Genomic DNA, 17,450 nt, shown 5'->3' with positions numbered 1-17,450 from the left:
CTCAAATCCTCCATTAACTGTTTTTCTACATCTGTTTTAAGTATTCTTTATGTCCGAGCTTTTCCAGTTTTTCTGCTTTCTTCTGCACCGTTTCTTTCATCTCAGCAGTATAGTCTTTCAACTTCTGAAGCAGTTCCGGATTCGATGTTGCCAGAATCTTAGCTGCAAGAATTGCTGCATTCGCCCCGCCATCTATTGCCACCGTAGCAACCGGAATTCCCGGCGGCATCTGAACGATAGAATACAGTGCATCCATCCCCTCAAGATTCTTTCCTGACATCGGGACCCCAATAACCGGCATTGGGAAAATTGCCGCGCACATTCCCGGAAGATGCGCTGCCATACCTGCACCGGCAATAATGACCTTAAAGTCCTTTGCCTCCGCAGACTTTGCGTATTCATAGAACACGTCCGGTTCACGGTGTGCAGAAATAATTGTCATCTCATACTCGATTCCAAATTTCTCCAGCATGTCCGCAGCTTTGCTCATAACCTTCATGTCAGAGTCACTGCCCATTACAATTCCTACTTTTGGCATAATAGTCTCCTTTTCTTATTTATAAGTATTTTAATAAATATCTCTTTATTTATTAGCTATTTTACTAACACTTCTTTCCTCTGTCAACTCAAAAAAGAATCTCAGATACAGAAATCTCCTATTTATCCAAAGGTTCATTCAGAATTTCCGTCCCCGGAAGCGTAAAACGTCCATTCTCGATCAATACAATTTCTTTTCCTTCACAAGTAAATACACTGATTTTTCCCAGTTCCTCATATGGAATGGTAATATCCGTATGACACTGGAAATATGCTTGTTCCGGGTTTTCTTTCCGGCATGCACTCACACTGTTCTCTTTGGCGATGATCTCCTTGCCGTTTGGATTATATACCACGTTATCCTCCGCCCAGCTGTAGCAGGTATCCCCCACCGCAAAATGCGGTCCCATCTTTTCGGCGATCAGAATCGGAAGCTTATCCGCTATGTCATACTTTTTCGCTGCCATATATGCAGTTGTATTCGTACCGATTGCGAACTCACCCAATGGAAGTGATTCATGATTGTGCATAATATTATCACAAATATACTTTTTATTCTCTTCCTCAGATTCAAAGTTACTACAAGTATATTCTGTCGTTTTTCCTTCTTTAAAATGAATTTCCAAATCCCGGTACTGCAGTTCGTTCAGATAAACCTTACTTACATATAAGACGCCTTCCGTTCCTTCAAGCATTGGGGAAGTAAACACTTCGCCGACCGGAATATTCACATCCGCGACACAATTCTCAAAAATGGTTTCCTTCTCCGGATTCTTAAGTCTGCAAAGGCTCACCTTCAAATCAGTCTTATTGGCTCCTTTTCCCAAAATTCTAACATATTCTCCCTGATCCAGCGCATCGATCAGCGTCTGCTGCACCTTTTCATATACATTTGCATCCAGTGTATTGATCCGGATGACTTCATCAAAAATTTCCGGATAGTTATTCCCAATTTCCGGAAGTGGCCAGGAAATGATCGTAAAACTTCTCTCCTCACCTTTGATGTATTGATTGGTAATCTGACCTGCACGAGAATTCATTATAAGAAGTAACTCTTCCTGCTTTTTCGAGAAAGTAACCGCTTCCGGTTTGGTCACCGGTGCAAACGGTTTTTCGCCAAATACTTCCATGACCGCAGGACCTGCAAAACTCCCCGCCAGCTCTTTATTTTTCTCCAAAACAGTCCGCATCACTTCCAGCTTTCTTTCCATGAATTGTTTATCCAGGACCAGCCCCAGATCATCTTTATGATCATAATCGTACTGCTTATTCGGAATTCCTCCATAGAATCCATTCTTTCCCAGACGCGGACGCGTAATCACGCTGGATGCAGCTCTGTAAATGGTCGGCTTCAATCCCATTTTTTCAAAATTTTGAATAGCCTTGCGTACAACTCGTTCAAATCCCAGTACATACCGAATATTGACAACAGATTTCTTTGACAAATCTTTACCCGTATTGATGAATCCTACACGAAATCCCTCTGTATAGGTATCCGCCATCTTATCAATGGTCTCCTGTGGAAGACTATTCAGATATTCTGCCGTCTTTAATTCATTTTCACTCACATATTCTCCGAACCGGTACAGGTATCTGAGGTCTGTCAGATCCGACTCCATAATACGCTTTACTGCAAAATCATATGCCTCAGGATCGATCTGCTCAACCACTCTGTCCGCTGCATAGACATCACAATAATCACTGGCATACCAGTAAAAAATCTCCTTCAGACTTTCAGGCGAAGGAGTCTCTTCTTCTTCAAATTTATTGTAAATTTCAATGAATAATTCGTTTCCTATAACGATATAATCATATCGTTCCTCATACACATATCCGATATCTCCACGAAGTTCCGTATAAAGTGCACTTAAAAAAGCACCGAGTTCTTCTCCGAGTTCTCTCACGGCATATTCCGGATTTGCGTAGGATGTCTCATAATTCTGGGGCAGCACATCATAGTAAAGCATTTGCATCTCTTCTTCCAGACGTTCCTTCGTCATACTCGCTCTCGCTGAAGTATGTCTGCTGTCTTTGATATCATGAATCCTTAGCAAGAATTCCGCCACATGTCGAAAATAAGATTGATACGGTTCTTTTACCGTATTTTCTTCGGTAATTTTCATAATTCGTTCCAATGTCAGATAGTATCTTTCTTCCACTATATAAGCCCCCTTACAAACACCAGGATAAGACAGAACAATATAAATCCATTGATTCCTATGCCTATTTTACAGCTTAGATAATTCTTATCCCGCTCACGAAACCCTTTTACTCCAATACTCAGCCCCACTCCTGCAAGAATCATATCAAAAAGCCCGAAGCTGCCGATCATCGCCACCGAGTTTCCTTTATGTATAAAAGCGGTCAGGATCAATGCGACAAAAATCCCCGCAACAACAACCGCTATCATACAGGACAACAGGCCTTTCCTGGAATGTCTGAGTTTCGCCTGTCCATATTTCCGGTTTCCCCTTTTTTTTCTCTCTTTATCTCTTTCCCTTTCTCGCGCCTGCTCTTTTTCTCTCCCGATTCGCATCATGCCATCTCCTTATCGTGTTGCAAATTACAAATATAATGTATCCGAGCACACCGCCGATCGTATTGAGCAGCAGATCATCCACATCAAAGCTCCCCACCCGGGAAACAAACTGAAAAGCTTCCACAAGGAAGCTCAGTCCAAAACTATAGAACAGCGTCAGAAAGAGACTTCGGTACCTGCTTGCCATCGGCATAAAAAATCCAAACGGTACAAAAATCAGTACATTGCCAAACAGATTCGCATATGCGATCCAACCAAGCCGGTCCCGGTGATACCAAAATCTATTGATTTCCTGAAACAGAACCAGATTATAATGATATTCTCTCATTTCTCCGGTTCGTCCATACCAGTCCGAAAAGATCAAAAAATACAATAGAAATCCTATATATAACACAAATAAGATCTTTCCGAGTATCCGAAATCGCTTCCTTTTTTTTGCTTTCAATTCAAAGCATCCTTCCTAAAACGTCAAACCTCTTTTTGCCTTGAACAGATTCGCCCCACTGATGATCATGACTACTCCGGTCACAACACCGACAACAATCATTACGATTCCCACTGCAAGACTCGCTGCTCCGGTATATCCCATTACTTTATATGCTTTCTCAGTCATCGGATTTCCTCCTTATTTTGCACCATACTGTTCATAGTATGCATCGATTGCCGCTTTCAATGTATCGTCGATTACAACCTGTCCATTCACTTCTTTATTATAAAGACATTCTACGACTTCTGCCATTGTAACAATTGCTGATGTATCAAATCCATACAGATCCTTTACTTCTTCCAGCGCGCATTTTACACCGCCCTTTCCAACTTCCATTCGGTCCAGAGATACAATCAGGCCAACGATCTCGACCTCAGCGGCGTTCCTTACCTTCGGAACGGTCTCTTCCATTGATTTTCCGGATGTAGTAACATCCTCGATCATGATCACACGATCTCCATCCTTCAGTTTACTTCCAAGGAAACTTCCTTTGTCAGCACCATGATCCTTTTCTTCTTTTCTGTCTGAACAATAACGCACTTCTTTTCCGTACAATTCACTGTAAGCAACTGCTGTTACAACACTGAGTGGAATTCCTTTGTACGCCGGTCCGAACAGCACGTCGAAATCATCTCCATATTTGTTATGAATTGCTTTTGCATAGTATTCTCCGAGCCTTTTCAGCTGGGATCCGGTCACATATGCACCTGCATTCATGAAGAATGGTGATTTTCTTCCGCTTTTCAATGTAAATTCTCCAAATTTTAAGACCTGGCTTTCCACCATAAATTCAATAAACTCTTTCTTATACTGTTCCATAATCCATTCATCCTCCAAATTGATCACTGTTCTGTCTCTATTTCACAATTCCTACCATATCTTTCACATTTGCAAAACCATATTTCTTCATATATGCTTCAATTCCATCCACGATTTCCATCGTTACTGCCGGATTGTGGAAGTTTGCAGTTCCTACCGAGACAGCACTTGCCCCGGCAAGTATCATTTCAATGGCATCCTTTGCACTTGCGATCCCTCCCATACCGATGACCGGTACCCGTACCGCATTTGCTGCCTGATACACCATTCGTACTGCAATCGGATGGATTGCCGGGCCAGACACTCCTCCGGTTTTATTTGCCAAAACAAATTGTCTGCGGTCAATGTCGATCTTCATTCCTGTCAGAGTGTTGATCAGAGAAATGGCATCCGCCCCTCCAGCTTCAACCGCTTTTGCCATTTCAGAAATATCAGTCACATTTGGGCTCAACTTCATGATTACCGGTTGTTTTGCATATTTTTTCACTTCTTTTGTAATATTCTCAGCCGCTTTCGGGTTCTGTCCGAATGCGATTCCACCTTCTTTCACATTCGGACAGGAAATATTGATTTCCAGCATATCCACGTCTTCCTCTGCAAGACGTTCTACAACTTCACAATAATCCTCTGTTGATTTTCCGCAGACATTTACAATAATTCTGGTATCATATTTTTTCAAAAATGGAATGTCTCTTTTACAAAACAAATCAATCCCGGGATTCTGAAGTCCCACGGCATTCATCATTCCTCCACAGGTCTCCGCCACTCTCGGCGTAGGATTCCCCGCCCATGGAATATTTGCCACACCTTTTGTAGTAACTGCCCCCAGTCGGTTCAAATCCACAAATTCTTCAAATTCAGCTCCGGACCCAAAAGTACCCGATGCTACTGTTACCGGATTCTTCCATTCTACGCCAGCTATATTTACACTCATGTTTATTTCTGTACTCATCAGATTTCCACCTCCGTAGATAAGAACACCGGTCCATCTTTACAGATTCGCTTGTTATTTACATTACTGTGATGATCCTTTTCTTTGGACTTGCAGACACAGGCCAGACATGCACCAATTCCGCATGCCATTCTCTCTTCCAGGGAAATGTAGCATTCGATTCCGTGTTCCTCCGCAAAAGCCTTGATTGCCCGCAACATCGGAGTCGGTCCGCACGCATAAATAATATCTGCGGTAAGTCCGTTCTCCCGGATTGCATCCATGACATTGCCTTTGGTTCCCACGCTTCCGTCTTCTGTCGAAATATATACGTTACCGTTCTGTTCGAATTCTTCCCGAAGGAATGTATGCTCATCTCGGTAGCCGACCACGATCTGTCTGTCGGCATCTAACTGCTTTGCCAATTCCAAAATCGGCGGCACACCGATTCCGCCTCCCATAAGAAATGCCGTTTTCCCTTTTCCTCTGTCCAGCGGGAAACCATTGCCCAGCGGTCCGATAACAGGAACCGTATCGCCCGCTTTCATTTCTGAAAACTGTTTTGTCCCCGTATCTTCACCTGTTACACGGTAAACCACGCGAAGCTCACCTTTTTCCCGATCAATCTCACAGATACTGATCGGTCTCGGCAGCAGCTTGCTTCCATCATTCGTGTACATGGAAATGAACTGCCCCGGGCATGCCGTCTTCGCCGCTTCAGTCTGAAGCCACATACTGAAAATGCCATCCGCAATCTGCTCCTGTGAAGATATGACTGCGCTTTCTTTTTTTCTGTCTGCCATCTTTATGCTATCTCCTGATTCTGATTTCTCTATTTTTTCGCTCACAGCTGTTTTTCCTGCTCTTGGATCCTTTACAGCAAAGCCTCGTAAAGTCTCCACTCTCCCCGGTTCCATTTTACCGCTGCTCAATGCTCTCACGAATGTCTAAAGCCATGGCTTCTACCGCAGCACGGGCAGCATCACCAAAATTCTCCGCTCCGTATTTTGCGTATGCCTCCTGTTTGTAAGCTGCGATAATTCCTCGTGATGAGTTTACGATTGCACCCAATCCATCCTCATTGAAGAAATGCACCAGATCTTTTCCTTTTCCCCCCTGTGCTCCGTATCCCGGAACCAGGATATAAGATTTCGGCATGATCTTACGAAGGACTTTTCCCATCTCCGGATAGGTTGCTCCAACAACCGCTCCAATGTAGCTGTATTCGTCTCCCATATGGTCAGCACCCCATTCAGCCACTTTTTCTCCAACCAGTTCATAGAGCGGACGTCCGTCTATCAGACGATCCTGAAATTCTCCGCTGGACGGGTTTGATGTTTTTACCAGAATGAAAAGGCCTTTCTTCTCTTCTTTACATACCTCAATAAAAGGCTTTACGCCATCTGATCCAAGATAGGGATTCACCGTTGCAAAATCTTCATCGAACGGCACATATGTCTTGCTTCCCACCTGCACTTTACCAAGATGCCCTACTGCATATGCTGCAGATGTAGAACCAATGTCGCCTCTCTTAATATCACCGATTACGACAAGTCCTTTCGACTTGCAGTAATCTACGGTCTTTTTGAATGCTTCAAGCCCCGGAATGCCAAACTGCTCATACATAGCGATCTGTGGCTTCACAGCAGGAATCAGATCATATGTCTTATCAATGATTTCTTTGTTAAACTGCCAGATTGCCTCACCAGCGCCTTCCAGCGTCTCACCAAACTCTGCAAATGCTTTCTTCTGTACATGTTCCGGCACATAATTCAGCATAGGGTCAAGCCCTACCACAATCGGTGCTCCTGTTTTTTTAATGTTTTCTACTAATTTGTTAATCATAATAGTCTTCTCCTCATATTTCTCATGTATTTATCTTTGATAAACAATCTTTCCATCTACAATTGTACAGGCAACCTCACCTTTTACCGGATATCCATTAAAAGGAGTATTTTTCCCTTTCGAAGCAAATTTTTCTACATCAATCCGATATTCCTTCTCGGGGTCGAAGATAACCAGATCCGCGATTTTTCCTTCAGATACAGAACCTTTGTCATTTAAGCCGAGAATCTTTGCCGGATTATAGCTCATCTTTTCCGCCATCTGCATGACAGTAAGGATTCCCGGTTCCACCAGCTCTGTATAGGTAAGTGCCGCACTCGTCTCAAGTCCTACAATTCCAAATGCCGCCTTTGCCATGGAGCGATTCTTTTCTTCTGCGGAATGTGGCGCATGATCGGTAGCAATCACATCCATAGTTCCATCTGCAAGACCTCTTTTCAGCGCCTCTACATCCTCTCTTGCCCTTAGTGGAGGATTCATTTTATAATTTCCATCATCTTCCCGGATATCATCTGTACACAAAGTAAAATGGTGTGGGCACACCTCTCCGGTTACCGGAAGGCCTTCCGCCTTCGCTAGTCGGATCATCTCCACGCTGTCTTGAGTCGAGCAGTGACACAAATGGAGTCTCACACCAGTTTCTTTTGCAAGAAGTATATCTCTTGCCACGATGACATCCTCCACTGAATTTGTAATTCCCGGAAGTCCCAGTTCTTTCGCCTTCGCATCCGCATTCATCACACCACCTTCTACCATTGTGATGTCTTCACAATGTGCGAAGATGGATATTCCTTCTTCTTTTGCAATCTTCATGGCTTTCCGGTATAGCGATGCATTCATAACCGACTTGCCGTCTTCACTGATGGCATGACATCCTGCTTCTGCCATTCCTCTTATGTCAGCAAGTTCCTCACCCAACTGACCTTTGGTGATTGCACCAAGCTGAATAACGTGAACCGGGCTCTCATGTGCCGCCCGTTCATGCAGCTCCTCTATCATCTGACTCGTATCCGTAACCGGTCTTGTATTCGGCATTGCACAGATCGTCGTTACTCCGCCTCTTGCCGCTGCCATCCCTCCCGTTTCCAGAGTTTCCTTGTAGGTAAGTCCCGGATCCCTCAGGTGTACATGCAAATCAATAAATCCCGGCATGACATACATACCTTTGGCATCAAGCACTGTATCCGCATCATCCCGAACTGAATCAGCCACTTTGATAATACGGTCGTTCTCTATCAGAACATCCTGTACGGCGTTCAGATCGTTTTCCGGATTCACAACATGTCCATTTTTAATGAGTAATTTCATAGTTTCTAATCCTTTCTGCACATCCCGTTATCATAAACATTCTATCATAGACAACCTTAAAAGGGAATGCCGATTTTGGCATTCCCTTCATATTTTCTTCATTCTACATCACTGATCAAGCTTTTTCCGAATCTCCTCCAGCGCCGCTTCAAGCTGATTATCAGCATCCGGATTCGTTTCATCATACTGATACTCCACTTCAATATCAGGTTCAATTCCCTTTTTATGTATGTTTCTTCCATTTGGAGTATAGTACTCCATCGTTGTCATTGTAACACTGCTTCCGTCACTGATTGGGAAAACGCTCTGTACGATCCCTTTTCCGAAAGTCTTCTTCCCTACGATTGTACCAATTCCATAATCCTGAATGGCACCGGCAAAAATTTCCGACGCACTTGCACTGTTCTGATCAGCCAGAACACAAAGTGGCTTTGTAAACTGATGTTCTTCATCCGAATACTGCGTTTTCTCATTTTCCTCTTTGTCTTTGGTATATACAATCTTTCCTTCCGGCAAAAGCTGATCCAGTATCTCACATACAACATCCAGAAGCCCACCCGGATTGTTACGGACATCCACAATGAGTCCCTTCATATTCTGCCCTTCCAGTTCGTCAAATGCCGTCTGAAACTGTTCATACGTCACTTTATTAAATTCGGTGATCCGGATATATCCGATTTTCTCTTCCTTCATCTCGTACTGCACTGTCTGCGACTGGATTTTTTCTCTTGTGATGTCCATTTCCACTTTTTCTTTCTTCTCACCCCGGAGCACAACAATGTTCACCACCGTGTTTTCTTCTCCTCTCACAAGAGAAACCACTTCATCCAGATTCATATCCGTTACATCCACTCCGTCAACCTCATACAAAATATCACCGACCCGGACACCCGCTTTGCCGGCCGGCGTGTCCTCGTATACATGCACTGCTGTTATGAGCTTTGTTTCCGTATTTTGGCTGAAAAGAACGCCAATACCATAGAATTCTCCATCAACATCGCTATAATATTTTTCCGTCTCCTCCGCATCGCGGTAAATCGTATAAGGATCTCCCAATGCTTCGATATATCCGGCATACGCCCCCTCTTCCAGGGTTTCCTGATTCACTTCATCTGAGTAGAGGAATTTTTCTTCAATGAGTTGATCCAGTAATTTGATCTTACTTTTTCCGTTTGCCACATTCTGCTCCGCCTTGCTTACCGGCAGATAATTCTTTGCAGTCATTCCGATCATGACCACTAATAACACAGCAAGGGCACCACAAAGTGTGCCCTTCCAAAATTCTTTTTTATTTGAATTTTCTTCCATATTCTTCCTATTTCCACTTGTCTATGTATTTGTTTACAAGTATAGCAGCGGATCTACCGGGGTACCGTTTACATGTACTTCAAAATGAAGATGCGGCCCTGTAACAATACCGGTCGCTCCCACAGCTGCGATATTCTGTCCACGGGACACCTTATCTCCCACACTCACATACAAAGCGCTGCAGTGCTGATACCATGTCTGCATCCCATTACCATGATTGATTACAACATAATAACCTCGTGCACTGTTATACTGAGCAGTAATAACCGTACCACTGTCCGCTGCATAGATTGGTGTACCGGTGCTTGCACCATAATCGATACCATCGTGTCTGCTCGTCGCACCTGCAGTCGGCGCCACTCTGTAACCAAACCCACTGGTAATATAAGCTCCGGGAACCGGATGAGAAAGCTTCCCATTGCCGGTAATCACAATCTGACTGTTACCGTTATTCGGCTGATATACATTGCTTTGATTCTGCTGCTTTCTTCTTTCTTCCGCTGCTTTCGCTTCAGCGATCAGTTTCTTCAATTCATCTGCGTTTGCACTGATTTCAGAAGATAAGTTGTCAATCTGAATATTCTTTTCATCCAGAAGCGCCTGCATCTCTGTCTGTTCGTTCTGAAGCTGATCTCTGAGCGTTTCAAGCTGCGCATACTCCTCTTTCAGCGCTTCTTCTTTCTTCTCAATATCTTCCCGGATTTTCTGGAACTCCTTCAGCATATTTCTGTCATATTCCGTCACCTGCTGAATATACTCAATCTTATTCAGAAGCTCCGACATACTCTTTGAGGTGACGAGGATCTCGATCAGCTCTGTATTATTGTTCTCATACATATATTTGATGCGAAGCTTCATACTCTCATACTGATCATTCTCTTTTGCTTTCGCCTCAACCAGATCCGTCTCCGCAACATTGATTTCCTGTTCTTTATCAGATAGATCCTGCTGCGTCTTCTGCATTTTTTCCATAATAGAATCAAGCTCTTGCGACAGCTCAGCCTGTTCCTGTTCCGCTTTCTTCTTCTCTTCTTCAAGAGCTTCCTGCTTTTTCTTCGCATCTGCGACCTCATCAGCCCGCACAGGCTGTACCATTCCCAGGCACAGAACTCCGGCCAGAAGTAAGCTTAGTAACCTTTTCTTCTTTATCATATTCGTCCCCTTAATCCTCTATACACGATTACACATGTAAATGTTTCCTGATTGTAAAGAAACTTCCCATGAAACCAATTCCGATTCCTAACGCCAGTCCCACGGGCAAAAGTGTCTTATATACTTGTGCAACCGGAAGAAAATCCAGTATATTCTTGAGTAGTTCAAACTTCATAAGGACGTAATTAATCGCCTTATCATACAGGAAATACAACATTGCCAGTGGGATTGCCGCTCCTACCAGTCCGATCAGTACACCTTCAAAAATAAATGGTGCACGTACAAAACTGTCTTTCGCACCGATATATTTCATAATTGCGATTTCTTCTCGCCGCACGGTGATACCCATTGTAACCGTATTGCTGATCAGGAATACAGACACTGCAAGCAAAATGGCAATGATCGCTGCAGATACCCAATAGATCAGACGGTTAATGCTGTTCAAAGTATTTGCAACCAGATCCGATTTGTTGACTTTCCGCACACCCGGAAGTGATTTTGCGAATTCAACCACTTCTTTCTGTGAAGCCACATCATCCATAAAAACTTCATAACTGTCTGAAGTTGCAAGCGGGTTATCATTCTTGAATCCCTCTGCCGCCTCCTGTGCATCTTCACCGAAATAGTCGTCTTTAAAAGATTCCCATGCATCATCGGCTGATATATAATTTACTTTGCTGACATCATCTCTGGCCAATAGCTCCGTTTTAATATCAGCAATCTGTTCTTCCGTCGCATCTTCTTCAAAGAAAATTGTGATTGCCACACCTTCTTCTGCTTTGTGTACGATATACTGAAAGTTCATTACGATTGCAAAAAAGAGGCCGAACACAAAAATACAAGCCGACATGGTAGCAATAGATGCCAGAGAGAACATCTTATTTCTTCCGATATTTTTGACTCCCTGCTTCACCGAATATCCAATTGTACTAATTCTCATTTCTATACCCACCTTTTCGTTCGTCGCTGACAATGACCCCCTTTTTCATTGTAATAACGCGCTTTTTCATCTCGTTCACAATTTCCTGGTTATGAGTAACTACCAGTACTGTAGTTCCTCTTTCGTTCGCCTCTTCCAACAACTTCATGATTTCCCATGAGTTCGTCGGATCAAGGTTACCTGTCGGTTCATCGGCCAACAAAATCGCAGGTTCATTCACAACAGCTCGTGCTATCGCAACTCTTTGCTGTTCTCCTCCGGACAATTCCTTCGGATATGCTTTATATTTCTGTGCAAGTCCTACCAGTGAAAGCGCTGCAGGTACCTTCTTTTTGATGACCCTGCTTGATTTCTCTGTAACTCTCTGCGCAAACGCAATATTTTCGTAAATATTACGGTCTTTCAACAGTCGGAAATCCTGGAACACAACTCCGATTCCTCTTCGGTACTGCGGAATCTGACGATGCTTCATTCGGTTCAGATTCTGCCCGTTTACAATAATCGTTCCTGACGTCGGATCAATCTCCTTCATCAGAAGACGAATCAGAGTGGATTTTCCGGATCCGCTGTCACCTACAATGAATACGAATTCGCCCTGTTCGATCGTCAGATTGATCCCATTCAGCGCGGCAATACCCTTCGAGTATTCTTTCGTAACTTCTTTCAGTTCTATCATATGCTCCTCCTAATTATTAATACTCCAGTGTCTCCATATACTTCATGTATTTGACAACCATAAGTGCGATCTTAAATGTGATTGCATCCTCGAACACACGAAGATCCAGTCCTGTACTCTTCTGAAGTTTATCCAGGCGGTATACCAGAGTATTTCTGTGAATATACAATTGTCTGGATGTCTCGGAAACGTTCAGGCTGTTCTCAAAAAACTTGTTGATTGTCGTAAGAGTTTCCTCATCAAACTCATCCGGAGATTTCCCCTCAAAAATTTCACGGATAAACATCTTGCAGAGCGGAATTGGCAGCTGATAGATCAGTCGTCCGATTCCCAGAGCACTGTAAGCAATCACTTCCTTCTCATCGAAGAAAATCTTTCCCACATCCAAAGCCAGCTTGGCTTCTTTATAAGATTTTGAAACTTCTTTGATGTCATTCACGATCGTCCCATACGCTATGCGGACATTCTCTTCCCCTTCTGACTTGAGAAGATCCAGAATCTCATGCGCTGTCTTGTCCATTTCCGGATAACCGTCATTTGCTCCCAATTCTTTGACAACGATAATGTTTTTTTCATCTACAGCTGTGATAAAATCCCGGCTCTTTCCACCCAGAACAGAACGAAGACTGTCGAGCGCACTGATATCTCTTTCGTGAGAAGTCTCAACTATAAAGATAACACGTTTCACCTCAGTGTCAATATGTAATTTTTTGGCGCGGTTATAAATATCGACCAGAAGAAGGTTATCTAACAACAGATTTTTAATAAAATTATCCTTGTCAAACCGCTCCTTATATGCAACCAGCAGGTTCTGAATCTGGAAAGCAGCAATCTTCCCAACCATATAGACATCTTCACTGCCACCATTGGCAATCAAAATGTATTCAAGCTGATGCTCATCATAAATCTTAAAAAACTGGAAACCTTGTATTACCTGACTTTCCGCAGGAGATTCCACAAAAGAAAGCACTGCGTTTCCATAGTCACCTGGTTCTGTAAAAGTTGTGGCAAGAGTCTTGCCGTCTGTATCCATCACTCCCAAATCTATTCTCGTAATTGCTTTTAAACCTTCAATTGTGTTTTGCAATATCTGATTTGATATCATACTTTCTTCTCCTCCAATTATACATTTTACACAACAGCGTTCCCCCGAAAACATGGAAATGCAAATATACTTATACTATACTTTAATACAAATCAACAAAAAAATAAAGAGGAAATCACATTTTTTTATGCATTTCCTCAGTTATTTTTTTATAAATATTTATTTTTCAAGTTGGAAATTGTTACTAACTTTTTTCTTGTCCTTTTCCACTTCACGTTTCAGGATCTTACGTATCAAGAATTCTCTGAACCGCACTCTCCATGTTTCTTTCTGTGTCATAATTCCAGACTCTGTTCCGATTCCCAGCCAGAGCCGAGTATTGAGCAGGTTCTTACACCGCCGGATGAACTCCTCCTGTTTCGGAGAAACCATGCTGGACAACACACAGTCCACCTCCGCACCGTTAATCTGATTTGTAATCAGATCATCTGCACTCTCATCTTCCGGCACACATGCCGTTCCGGCAATCTGAATCCCCGTATATTCACTTTGTAAAAATTGCTCAAGCTTCTGTGTCTCTTCCGGCAAATCTGTCAGTAAAAAAACGCGCGAACGATTTTTATGAAAATAATGGAACACCAGCTTCATAAACACCTGATTATGCGCTTCCTGAAGCTTTTTCTTTTCCGTCACTTCTGCCGCTTCCAGAATCGATTCATCTCCTGCAATCACCAGATCAAGCTGCTCGATATCTTCTTTCAGGCCTTCTGTCTGAGCAGCCTTCATAAGGATATCCACTGTCAAGATTTCAACCGTATTTACAGGTTCTGTGTGCATATATTCCGTGACTGCCTTCATCGCGTCTTTTGCTGTATAATCATCCAACTGCACATTTAACACGTTCATTTTTCCATCCATAAAACTCACCTGTTTTCAAGTTTTCAGTCAAGCGATTATATCAAACCCACTGCATTTTTTCAACCAAAGTCGCAAAATATTCACAGTTATTTCTAATTATTCATATTTCTTAACAATATTGTAAACTTACTCCCCTTCTTTTTTCTTTTTCGACATCAATCCTCCGATTCTACCGGTCTCCTTCGCAGACAGCGATCTCCATCCGTCTTCCAGAACTTTATCCAGAAGTCCTAGTTCTTCGGCAATTTCGTATTTAATCTTTTCTTCTGGCTCCATCCGTTCAATATCTTCACGACATATCTTTTTTTGCTTCTTACCAGCCATCATGATCTCTCCTTTTCATGGAGTATTTCCTTACTTTATCAGATTTATTCTGTCTTTTCACACAAAAATGCTTTATAATAACATTATATCTGATAAGAAATGAGGTCCCACATATGCTGTCACAACAGGAATACTATATACTGACCTTCGAAACCAATGCTGATGTCATGTATGCAGAGAAACGAATCCAAGAACATTTTGCGATTACGATCATGCCAGTGCCCGGAGAATTTCACAGTGGCTGCGGTCTTGCAATTCGTTTTCTGGATCCGGACGAAACCTCCATTCTCACTTTTTGTCGCACGCTCCCCCTGCATGGAACGTTATATAAAATGCAGATGAGACGCGAAAATGGCAGAAGACCCTTCGAGAAGCTTCTCTCGTTCTGACAGGTCTTCTGCCATAAAACCATTCCGCGATTCTATGATTCTTTACGGCTGTTCCGGAATAATCACTGCTGCTATAAAATATACCAGAAGTCCGGTTCCGCAACTCATACATGCAAGAAGTGCACCTCCAAGCCGGATCAACGTCGGATCAATATTAAAATATTCCGCTATACCTCCGCATACTCCACAGATCATTCTGTTCTCTCTTGACTTGTATAATTTTTTTTGTTCCATTTTTCTTTCTCCTTTCCTTACAATTTTTCCCTTACAGGCCAATGTTTATCGTACAAATGTTATTGATACATCTCCGGCGCCACAGACGATCTCAACCGTTTTGCTGCTTCCATTGTCAATCTCCCTGGCAACTGCCAGTCCACCGTATTCCTGATCGGCAATCTCAATTTCTCCAGCTCCGCATTTCAAAGAGTAGTTAAAGTCCTTTTCATTTCCGCAAAGATCAAGATCCATTTCTCCAGCCCCGCATTTCAGATCAACATCTCCGTTACATGTTCCTTCCAGTTCTAGATCTCCGGCGCCCACTTCTGCCACAAGATCATCTACATCAGCGTTTCGAATATCGCAGTCCGCCGCTCCGATCTTCAATTCCATTTTTTTCGCATAAAGCCCATCTGCCATTACATTTGCCGCACCCGCATGCAATGTGATGTTTTCCATTCTTACCGATGCCGGAACTTCTATATAAAGTATTCCAAACCCATGATTCTTGTTCTTGATTTTACAAACATCCCAGATCTGATTTCCTTTTTCCATATAAATTTTTAATTTACTGCCGCTTGTCTGCATTCTGATACTGACTCCCGTGTCTCCAAAAGTAAGTTTCGATGTATCGACTCGCAGCTTTTCATCTGTTCCCTGAACAAGTTCCACATCACAACCACCAAGAATCATCTCAAGCTCTGTGATATCATCATATTCCATCGCTGCTTCCGGATTCAGATATTCATTTTCCAGCGGATCATCATCCCATTCCATATCATCGTCTCCAAACAGCACAATTCCATTCGGATATTCTTTCCGTAAATCATGGATACGGAATCCAAGCACCAAAGCCGCTCCGCAGAATATCAATCCCATCACTACAATCGTCGCAATAACGATCCAGAATATTTTCCATCCTCTTTTCATTAGCAGGCCCCTCCCTTCTTTCTTAGAAATGGTTTTCTGCAAAGTTCTACAAACCAACGGAATACCGGTGGGACGATTTTTGCACAGATCCAGCCAATCAATGCTGTCAGCATAATGCCTAATGCAAGTACCAGCAGTCCGGCGCCAATCAATGCCAAAGCCACCGGTGCCGAATGAAAGATCTGCGTAAATCCCACTGCTGCAATCCCGATTCCAGAAACGGAAACCGCAACCCCAGATACAAGGACTGCTGCAACCACTGCCACGATCGCAATCAGAATTCCAAGGATCGCCGCAAGGATTCCGACCACCGCCGGTATCACGAACGGTGCTCCGATCAGAACGATTAAAACGATAAGGATAATCTTCAGTGTCTTACTCGTCCAGGGTTTTTTCTCCCTATAATCACTTTCGCTCATTCTACGTCCCGTGCTTCGGTATCCTTCTCTTTTCGCCGGAGAATCATTCTTTTCAAATCGGGTATCTGTATATCCGGTTTCCCTGTATTCACTATGAAATTCGTTCTGTCCGCCAAGACCTGCTTTGATCGTCTCGGCTACCTTCCTCGGACTTTCCAATTCTTTGATAATGTCAGCTTCATTCTCTGCGCCTGCATCATCAAAATAATCATTATAATACTGCAATGCCTCTTCTCTTTCCTCCACGGACAAGTCCCAAAGCAATGCACGCAGCTCATTCATAAATTCTACGCGTGTCATAAGTTCACTCCTCCCTCGAACATATCAGTAATCTTCTGCGAGTATTTCTTCCACTCTGCCCGGTAAAGCTGAAGCTGCGCCATTCCCTTATCCGTCACTTTATAATAGCGTCGATTTCTTCCGTCAAACTGCATATCATATACTTCCAGGCATTCATCCTTCTGTAGTCTCCTCAATACCGGATACAGTGTCGATTCCGATACTTCCAGGGCTTTCCTTACATCCTGGGTTATCTTATATCCGTACGTTCCCTGCTGTTCTTTGGAAACTACTGCCAATACAATGGCATCCAGAAGAGCCGCTCCGGTGTTAAATACCATGCTCTCACTCCTTTTTCTATTTTAGAATCTGCAATATTATTCGATCC

At 43.1% G+C, this 17,450-nt stretch carries 22 protein-coding genes; 1 reads left to right on the top strand and 21 read right to left on the bottom strand.

From position 1 onward, the window contains the following. Window positions 1-25: 25 nt before the first annotated feature. The 17 genes from purE to ACTNBF_RS01115 all read right to left on the bottom strand — a co-directional run bounded on the left by purE (window position 26) and on the right by ACTNBF_RS01115 (window position 14,829). Window positions 26-538, bottom strand: a complete 513-nt coding sequence (gene purE / locus ACTNBF_RS01195; RefSeq protein ID WP_427806254.1) for a 5-(carboxyamino)imidazole ribonucleotide mutase — start codon at window positions 536-538, stop codon at window positions 26-28. Window positions 539-656: 118 nt separating this feature from the next. Further along, window positions 657-2,699: an aminopeptidase gene (locus ACTNBF_RS01190; RefSeq protein ID WP_427818992.1), complete on the bottom strand. Its 2,043-nt coding sequence runs from the start codon at window positions 2,697-2,699 to the stop codon at window positions 657-659. Further along, entirely contained in the window at window positions 2,696-3,073 is a 378-nt protein-coding gene (locus tag ACTNBF_RS01185) for a DUF6142 family protein (protein WP_427806253.1), read from the bottom strand. Before ACTNBF_RS01185 ends, ACTNBF_RS01190 begins: the two co-directional genes overlap by 4 nt. Next, on the bottom strand, window positions 3,024-3,521 hold the full coding sequence (locus ACTNBF_RS01180) for a VanZ family protein (RefSeq protein WP_427806252.1): 498 nt from the start codon (window positions 3,519-3,521) through the stop codon (window positions 3,024-3,026). The genes ACTNBF_RS01185 and ACTNBF_RS01180 overlap by 50 nt, the downstream gene beginning before the upstream one ends. Before the next feature lie 15 nt (window positions 3,522-3,536). Continuing rightward, entirely contained in the window at window positions 3,537-3,689 is a 153-nt protein-coding gene (locus tag ACTNBF_RS01175; RefSeq protein ID WP_441088617.1) for a hypothetical protein, read from the bottom strand. A gap of 12 nt (window positions 3,690-3,701) precedes the next feature. Continuing rightward, window positions 3,702-4,382 (bottom strand): orotate phosphoribosyltransferase, encoded by a 681-nt coding sequence (pyrE, locus tag ACTNBF_RS01170; protein WP_427806250.1) that lies wholly within the window; start codon window positions 4,380-4,382, stop codon window positions 3,702-3,704. A 37-nt stretch (window positions 4,383-4,419) separates the two neighbouring features. Continuing rightward, window positions 4,420-5,322, bottom strand: coding sequence for a dihydroorotate dehydrogenase (locus tag ACTNBF_RS01165; RefSeq protein WP_427806334.1), 903 nt, complete (start codon window positions 5,320-5,322; stop codon window positions 4,420-4,422). 11 nt (window positions 5,323-5,333) lie between these two features. Beyond that, the gene (locus ACTNBF_RS01160) at window positions 5,334-6,116 is read right to left on the bottom strand and encodes a dihydroorotate dehydrogenase electron transfer subunit (RefSeq protein WP_427806249.1); all 783 of its coding nucleotides are present in this window, start codon (window positions 6,114-6,116) and stop codon (window positions 5,334-5,336) included. Between the two features lie 115 nt (window positions 6,117-6,231). Then, window positions 6,232-7,158 (bottom strand): orotidine-5'-phosphate decarboxylase, encoded by a 927-nt coding sequence (gene pyrF, locus ACTNBF_RS01155; RefSeq protein WP_441024202.1) that lies wholly within the window; start codon window positions 7,156-7,158, stop codon window positions 6,232-6,234. A gap of 30 nt (window positions 7,159-7,188) precedes the next feature. Then, complete coding sequence (locus ACTNBF_RS01150; protein WP_427806247.1) at window positions 7,189-8,466, bottom strand: dihydroorotase; 1,278 nt, start codon at window positions 8,464-8,466, stop codon at window positions 7,189-7,191. Between the two features lie 108 nt (window positions 8,467-8,574). Beyond that, complete coding sequence (locus ACTNBF_RS01145; RefSeq protein WP_441088616.1) at window positions 8,575-9,774, bottom strand: S41 family peptidase; 1,200 nt, start codon at window positions 9,772-9,774, stop codon at window positions 8,575-8,577. Window positions 9,775-9,807: 33 nt separating this feature from the next. After that, window positions 9,808-10,926, bottom strand: a complete 1,119-nt coding sequence (locus ACTNBF_RS01140) for a murein hydrolase activator EnvC family protein (RefSeq protein ID WP_427806245.1) — start codon at window positions 10,924-10,926, stop codon at window positions 9,808-9,810. 28 nt (window positions 10,927-10,954) lie between these two features. Next, window positions 10,955-11,866: a permease-like cell division protein FtsX gene (ftsX, locus tag ACTNBF_RS01135; protein ID WP_427818858.1), complete on the bottom strand. Its 912-nt coding sequence runs from the start codon at window positions 11,864-11,866 to the stop codon at window positions 10,955-10,957. Continuing rightward, window positions 11,856-12,542, bottom strand: a complete 687-nt coding sequence (gene ftsE / locus ACTNBF_RS01130) for a cell division ATP-binding protein FtsE (protein WP_427806243.1) — start codon at window positions 12,540-12,542, stop codon at window positions 11,856-11,858. The genes ftsX and ftsE overlap by 11 nt, the downstream gene beginning before the upstream one ends. A 16-nt stretch (window positions 12,543-12,558) precedes the next feature. Continuing rightward, window positions 12,559-13,647 carry a PucR family transcriptional regulator gene (locus ACTNBF_RS01125; RefSeq protein WP_427806242.1) on the bottom strand — a complete coding sequence of 363 codons (1,089 nt, stop codon included), beginning with the start codon at window positions 13,645-13,647 and terminating at the stop codon, window positions 12,559-12,561. Between the two features lie 159 nt (window positions 13,648-13,806). After that, on the bottom strand, window positions 13,807-14,505 hold the full coding sequence (locus tag ACTNBF_RS01120; protein WP_427806241.1) for a WecB/TagA/CpsF family glycosyltransferase: 699 nt from the start codon (window positions 14,503-14,505) through the stop codon (window positions 13,807-13,809). 126 nt (window positions 14,506-14,631) lie between these two features. Beyond that, a complete protein-coding gene (locus tag ACTNBF_RS01115) occupies window positions 14,632-14,829 on the bottom strand; it encodes a small, acid-soluble spore protein, alpha/beta type (RefSeq protein ID WP_427818857.1) in 198 nt (65 codons plus the stop codon). A 113-nt stretch (window positions 14,830-14,942) separates the two neighbouring features. Between ACTNBF_RS01115 and ACTNBF_RS01110 the strand changes: the two genes are divergently transcribed. Beyond that, a complete protein-coding gene (locus ACTNBF_RS01110; RefSeq protein WP_441088615.1) occupies window positions 14,943-15,218 on the top strand; it encodes a DUF3343 domain-containing protein in 276 nt (91 codons plus the stop codon). Between the two features lie 42 nt (window positions 15,219-15,260). On the opposite strand, the gene ACTNBF_RS01105 is transcribed toward ACTNBF_RS01110, so the two are convergent. From ACTNBF_RS01105 to ACTNBF_RS01090, 4 genes are read right to left on the bottom strand one after another with little or no spacing between them, the layout of a single operon-like run. After that, window positions 15,261-15,452 carry a PspC domain-containing protein gene (locus ACTNBF_RS01105; RefSeq protein WP_427806238.1) on the bottom strand — a complete coding sequence of 64 codons (192 nt, stop codon included), beginning with the start codon at window positions 15,450-15,452 and terminating at the stop codon, window positions 15,261-15,263. Between the two features lie 45 nt (window positions 15,453-15,497). Next, window positions 15,498-16,364 (bottom strand): DUF4097 family beta strand repeat-containing protein, encoded by an 867-nt coding sequence (locus ACTNBF_RS01100; protein ID WP_441088614.1) that lies wholly within the window; start codon window positions 16,362-16,364, stop codon window positions 15,498-15,500. Next, complete coding sequence (locus ACTNBF_RS01095) at window positions 16,364-17,083, bottom strand: DUF1700 domain-containing protein (protein WP_427818855.1); 720 nt, start codon at window positions 17,081-17,083, stop codon at window positions 16,364-16,366. The genes ACTNBF_RS01100 and ACTNBF_RS01095 overlap by 1 nt, the downstream gene beginning before the upstream one ends. Next, window positions 17,080-17,403 carry a PadR family transcriptional regulator gene (locus tag ACTNBF_RS01090; RefSeq protein WP_427806235.1) on the bottom strand — a complete coding sequence of 108 codons (324 nt, stop codon included), beginning with the start codon at window positions 17,401-17,403 and terminating at the stop codon, window positions 17,080-17,082. Before ACTNBF_RS01090 ends, ACTNBF_RS01095 begins: the two co-directional genes overlap by 4 nt. Between the last annotated feature and the right edge of the window lie 47 nt (window positions 17,404-17,450).

The sequence above is a fragment of the Bariatricus sp. HCP28S3_A4 genome, from assembly GCF_052066395.1.
Taxonomy (GTDB): Bacteria; Bacillota; Clostridia; order Lachnospirales; family Lachnospiraceae; genus Allocoprococcus.
This window is presented reverse-complemented; position numbering and strand designations above follow the sequence as displayed.

What these genes read in the sequence shown, in the direction of transcription:
- purE (WP_427806254.1), bottom strand. Translation starts at nt 538, where the DNA reads ATGCCAAAAGTAGGAATTGTAATGGGCAGTGACTCTGACATGAAGGTT.
- ACTNBF_RS01185 (WP_427806253.1), bottom strand. Translation starts at nt 3,073, where the DNA reads ATGCGAATCGGGAGAGAAAAAGAGCAGGCGCGAGAAAGGGAAAGAGAT.
- ACTNBF_RS01175 (WP_441088617.1), bottom strand. Translation starts at nt 3,689, where the DNA reads ATGACTGAGAAAGCATATAAAGTAATGGGATATACCGGAGCAGCGAGT.
- pyrE (WP_427806250.1), bottom strand. Translation starts at nt 4,382, where the DNA reads ATGGAACAGTATAAGAAAGAGTTTATTGAATTTATGGTGGAAAGCCAG.
- ACTNBF_RS01160 (WP_427806249.1), bottom strand. Translation starts at nt 6,116, where the DNA reads ATGGCAGACAGAAAAAAAGAAAGCGCAGTCATATCTTCACAGGAGCAG.
- pyrF (WP_441024202.1), bottom strand. Translation starts at nt 7,158, where the DNA reads ATGATTAACAAATTAGTAGAAAACATTAAAAAAACAGGAGCACCGATT.
- ACTNBF_RS01150 (WP_427806247.1), bottom strand. Translation starts at nt 8,466, where the DNA reads ATGAAATTACTCATTAAAAATGGACATGTTGTGAATCCGGAAAACGAT.
- ACTNBF_RS01145 (WP_441088616.1), bottom strand. Translation starts at nt 9,774, where the DNA reads ATGGAAGAAAATTCAAATAAAAAAGAATTTTGGAAGGGCACACTTTGT.
- ACTNBF_RS01140 (WP_427806245.1), bottom strand. Translation starts at nt 10,926, where the DNA reads ATGATAAAGAAGAAAAGGTTACTAAGCTTACTTCTGGCCGGAGTTCTG.
- ftsX (WP_427818858.1), bottom strand. Translation starts at nt 11,866, where the DNA reads ATGAGAATTAGTACAATTGGATATTCGGTGAAGCAGGGAGTCAAAAAT.
- ftsE (WP_427806243.1), bottom strand. Translation starts at nt 12,542, where the DNA reads ATGATAGAACTGAAAGAAGTTACGAAAGAATACTCGAAGGGTATTGCC.
- ACTNBF_RS01125 (WP_427806242.1), bottom strand. Translation starts at nt 13,647, where the DNA reads ATGATATCAAATCAGATATTGCAAAACACAATTGAAGGTTTAAAAGCA.
- ACTNBF_RS01120 (WP_427806241.1), bottom strand. Translation starts at nt 14,505, where the DNA reads ATGGATGGAAAAATGAACGTGTTAAATGTGCAGTTGGATGATTATACA.
- ACTNBF_RS01115 (WP_427818857.1), bottom strand. Translation starts at nt 14,829, where the DNA reads ATGGCTGGTAAGAAGCAAAAAAAGATATGTCGTGAAGATATTGAACGG.
- ACTNBF_RS01110 (WP_441088615.1), top strand. Translation starts at nt 14,943, where the DNA reads ATGCTGTCACAACAGGAATACTATATACTGACCTTCGAAACCAATGCT.
- ACTNBF_RS01105 (WP_427806238.1), bottom strand. Translation starts at nt 15,452, where the DNA reads ATGGAACAAAAAAAATTATACAAGTCAAGAGAGAACAGAATGATCTGT.
- ACTNBF_RS01100 (WP_441088614.1), bottom strand. Translation starts at nt 16,364, where the DNA reads ATGAAAAGAGGATGGAAAATATTCTGGATCGTTATTGCGACGATTGTA.
- ACTNBF_RS01095 (WP_427818855.1), bottom strand. Translation starts at nt 17,083, where the DNA reads ATGACACGCGTAGAATTTATGAATGAGCTGCGTGCATTGCTTTGGGAC.
- ACTNBF_RS01090 (WP_427806235.1), bottom strand. Translation starts at nt 17,403, where the DNA reads ATGGTATTTAACACCGGAGCGGCTCTTCTGGATGCCATTGTATTGGCA.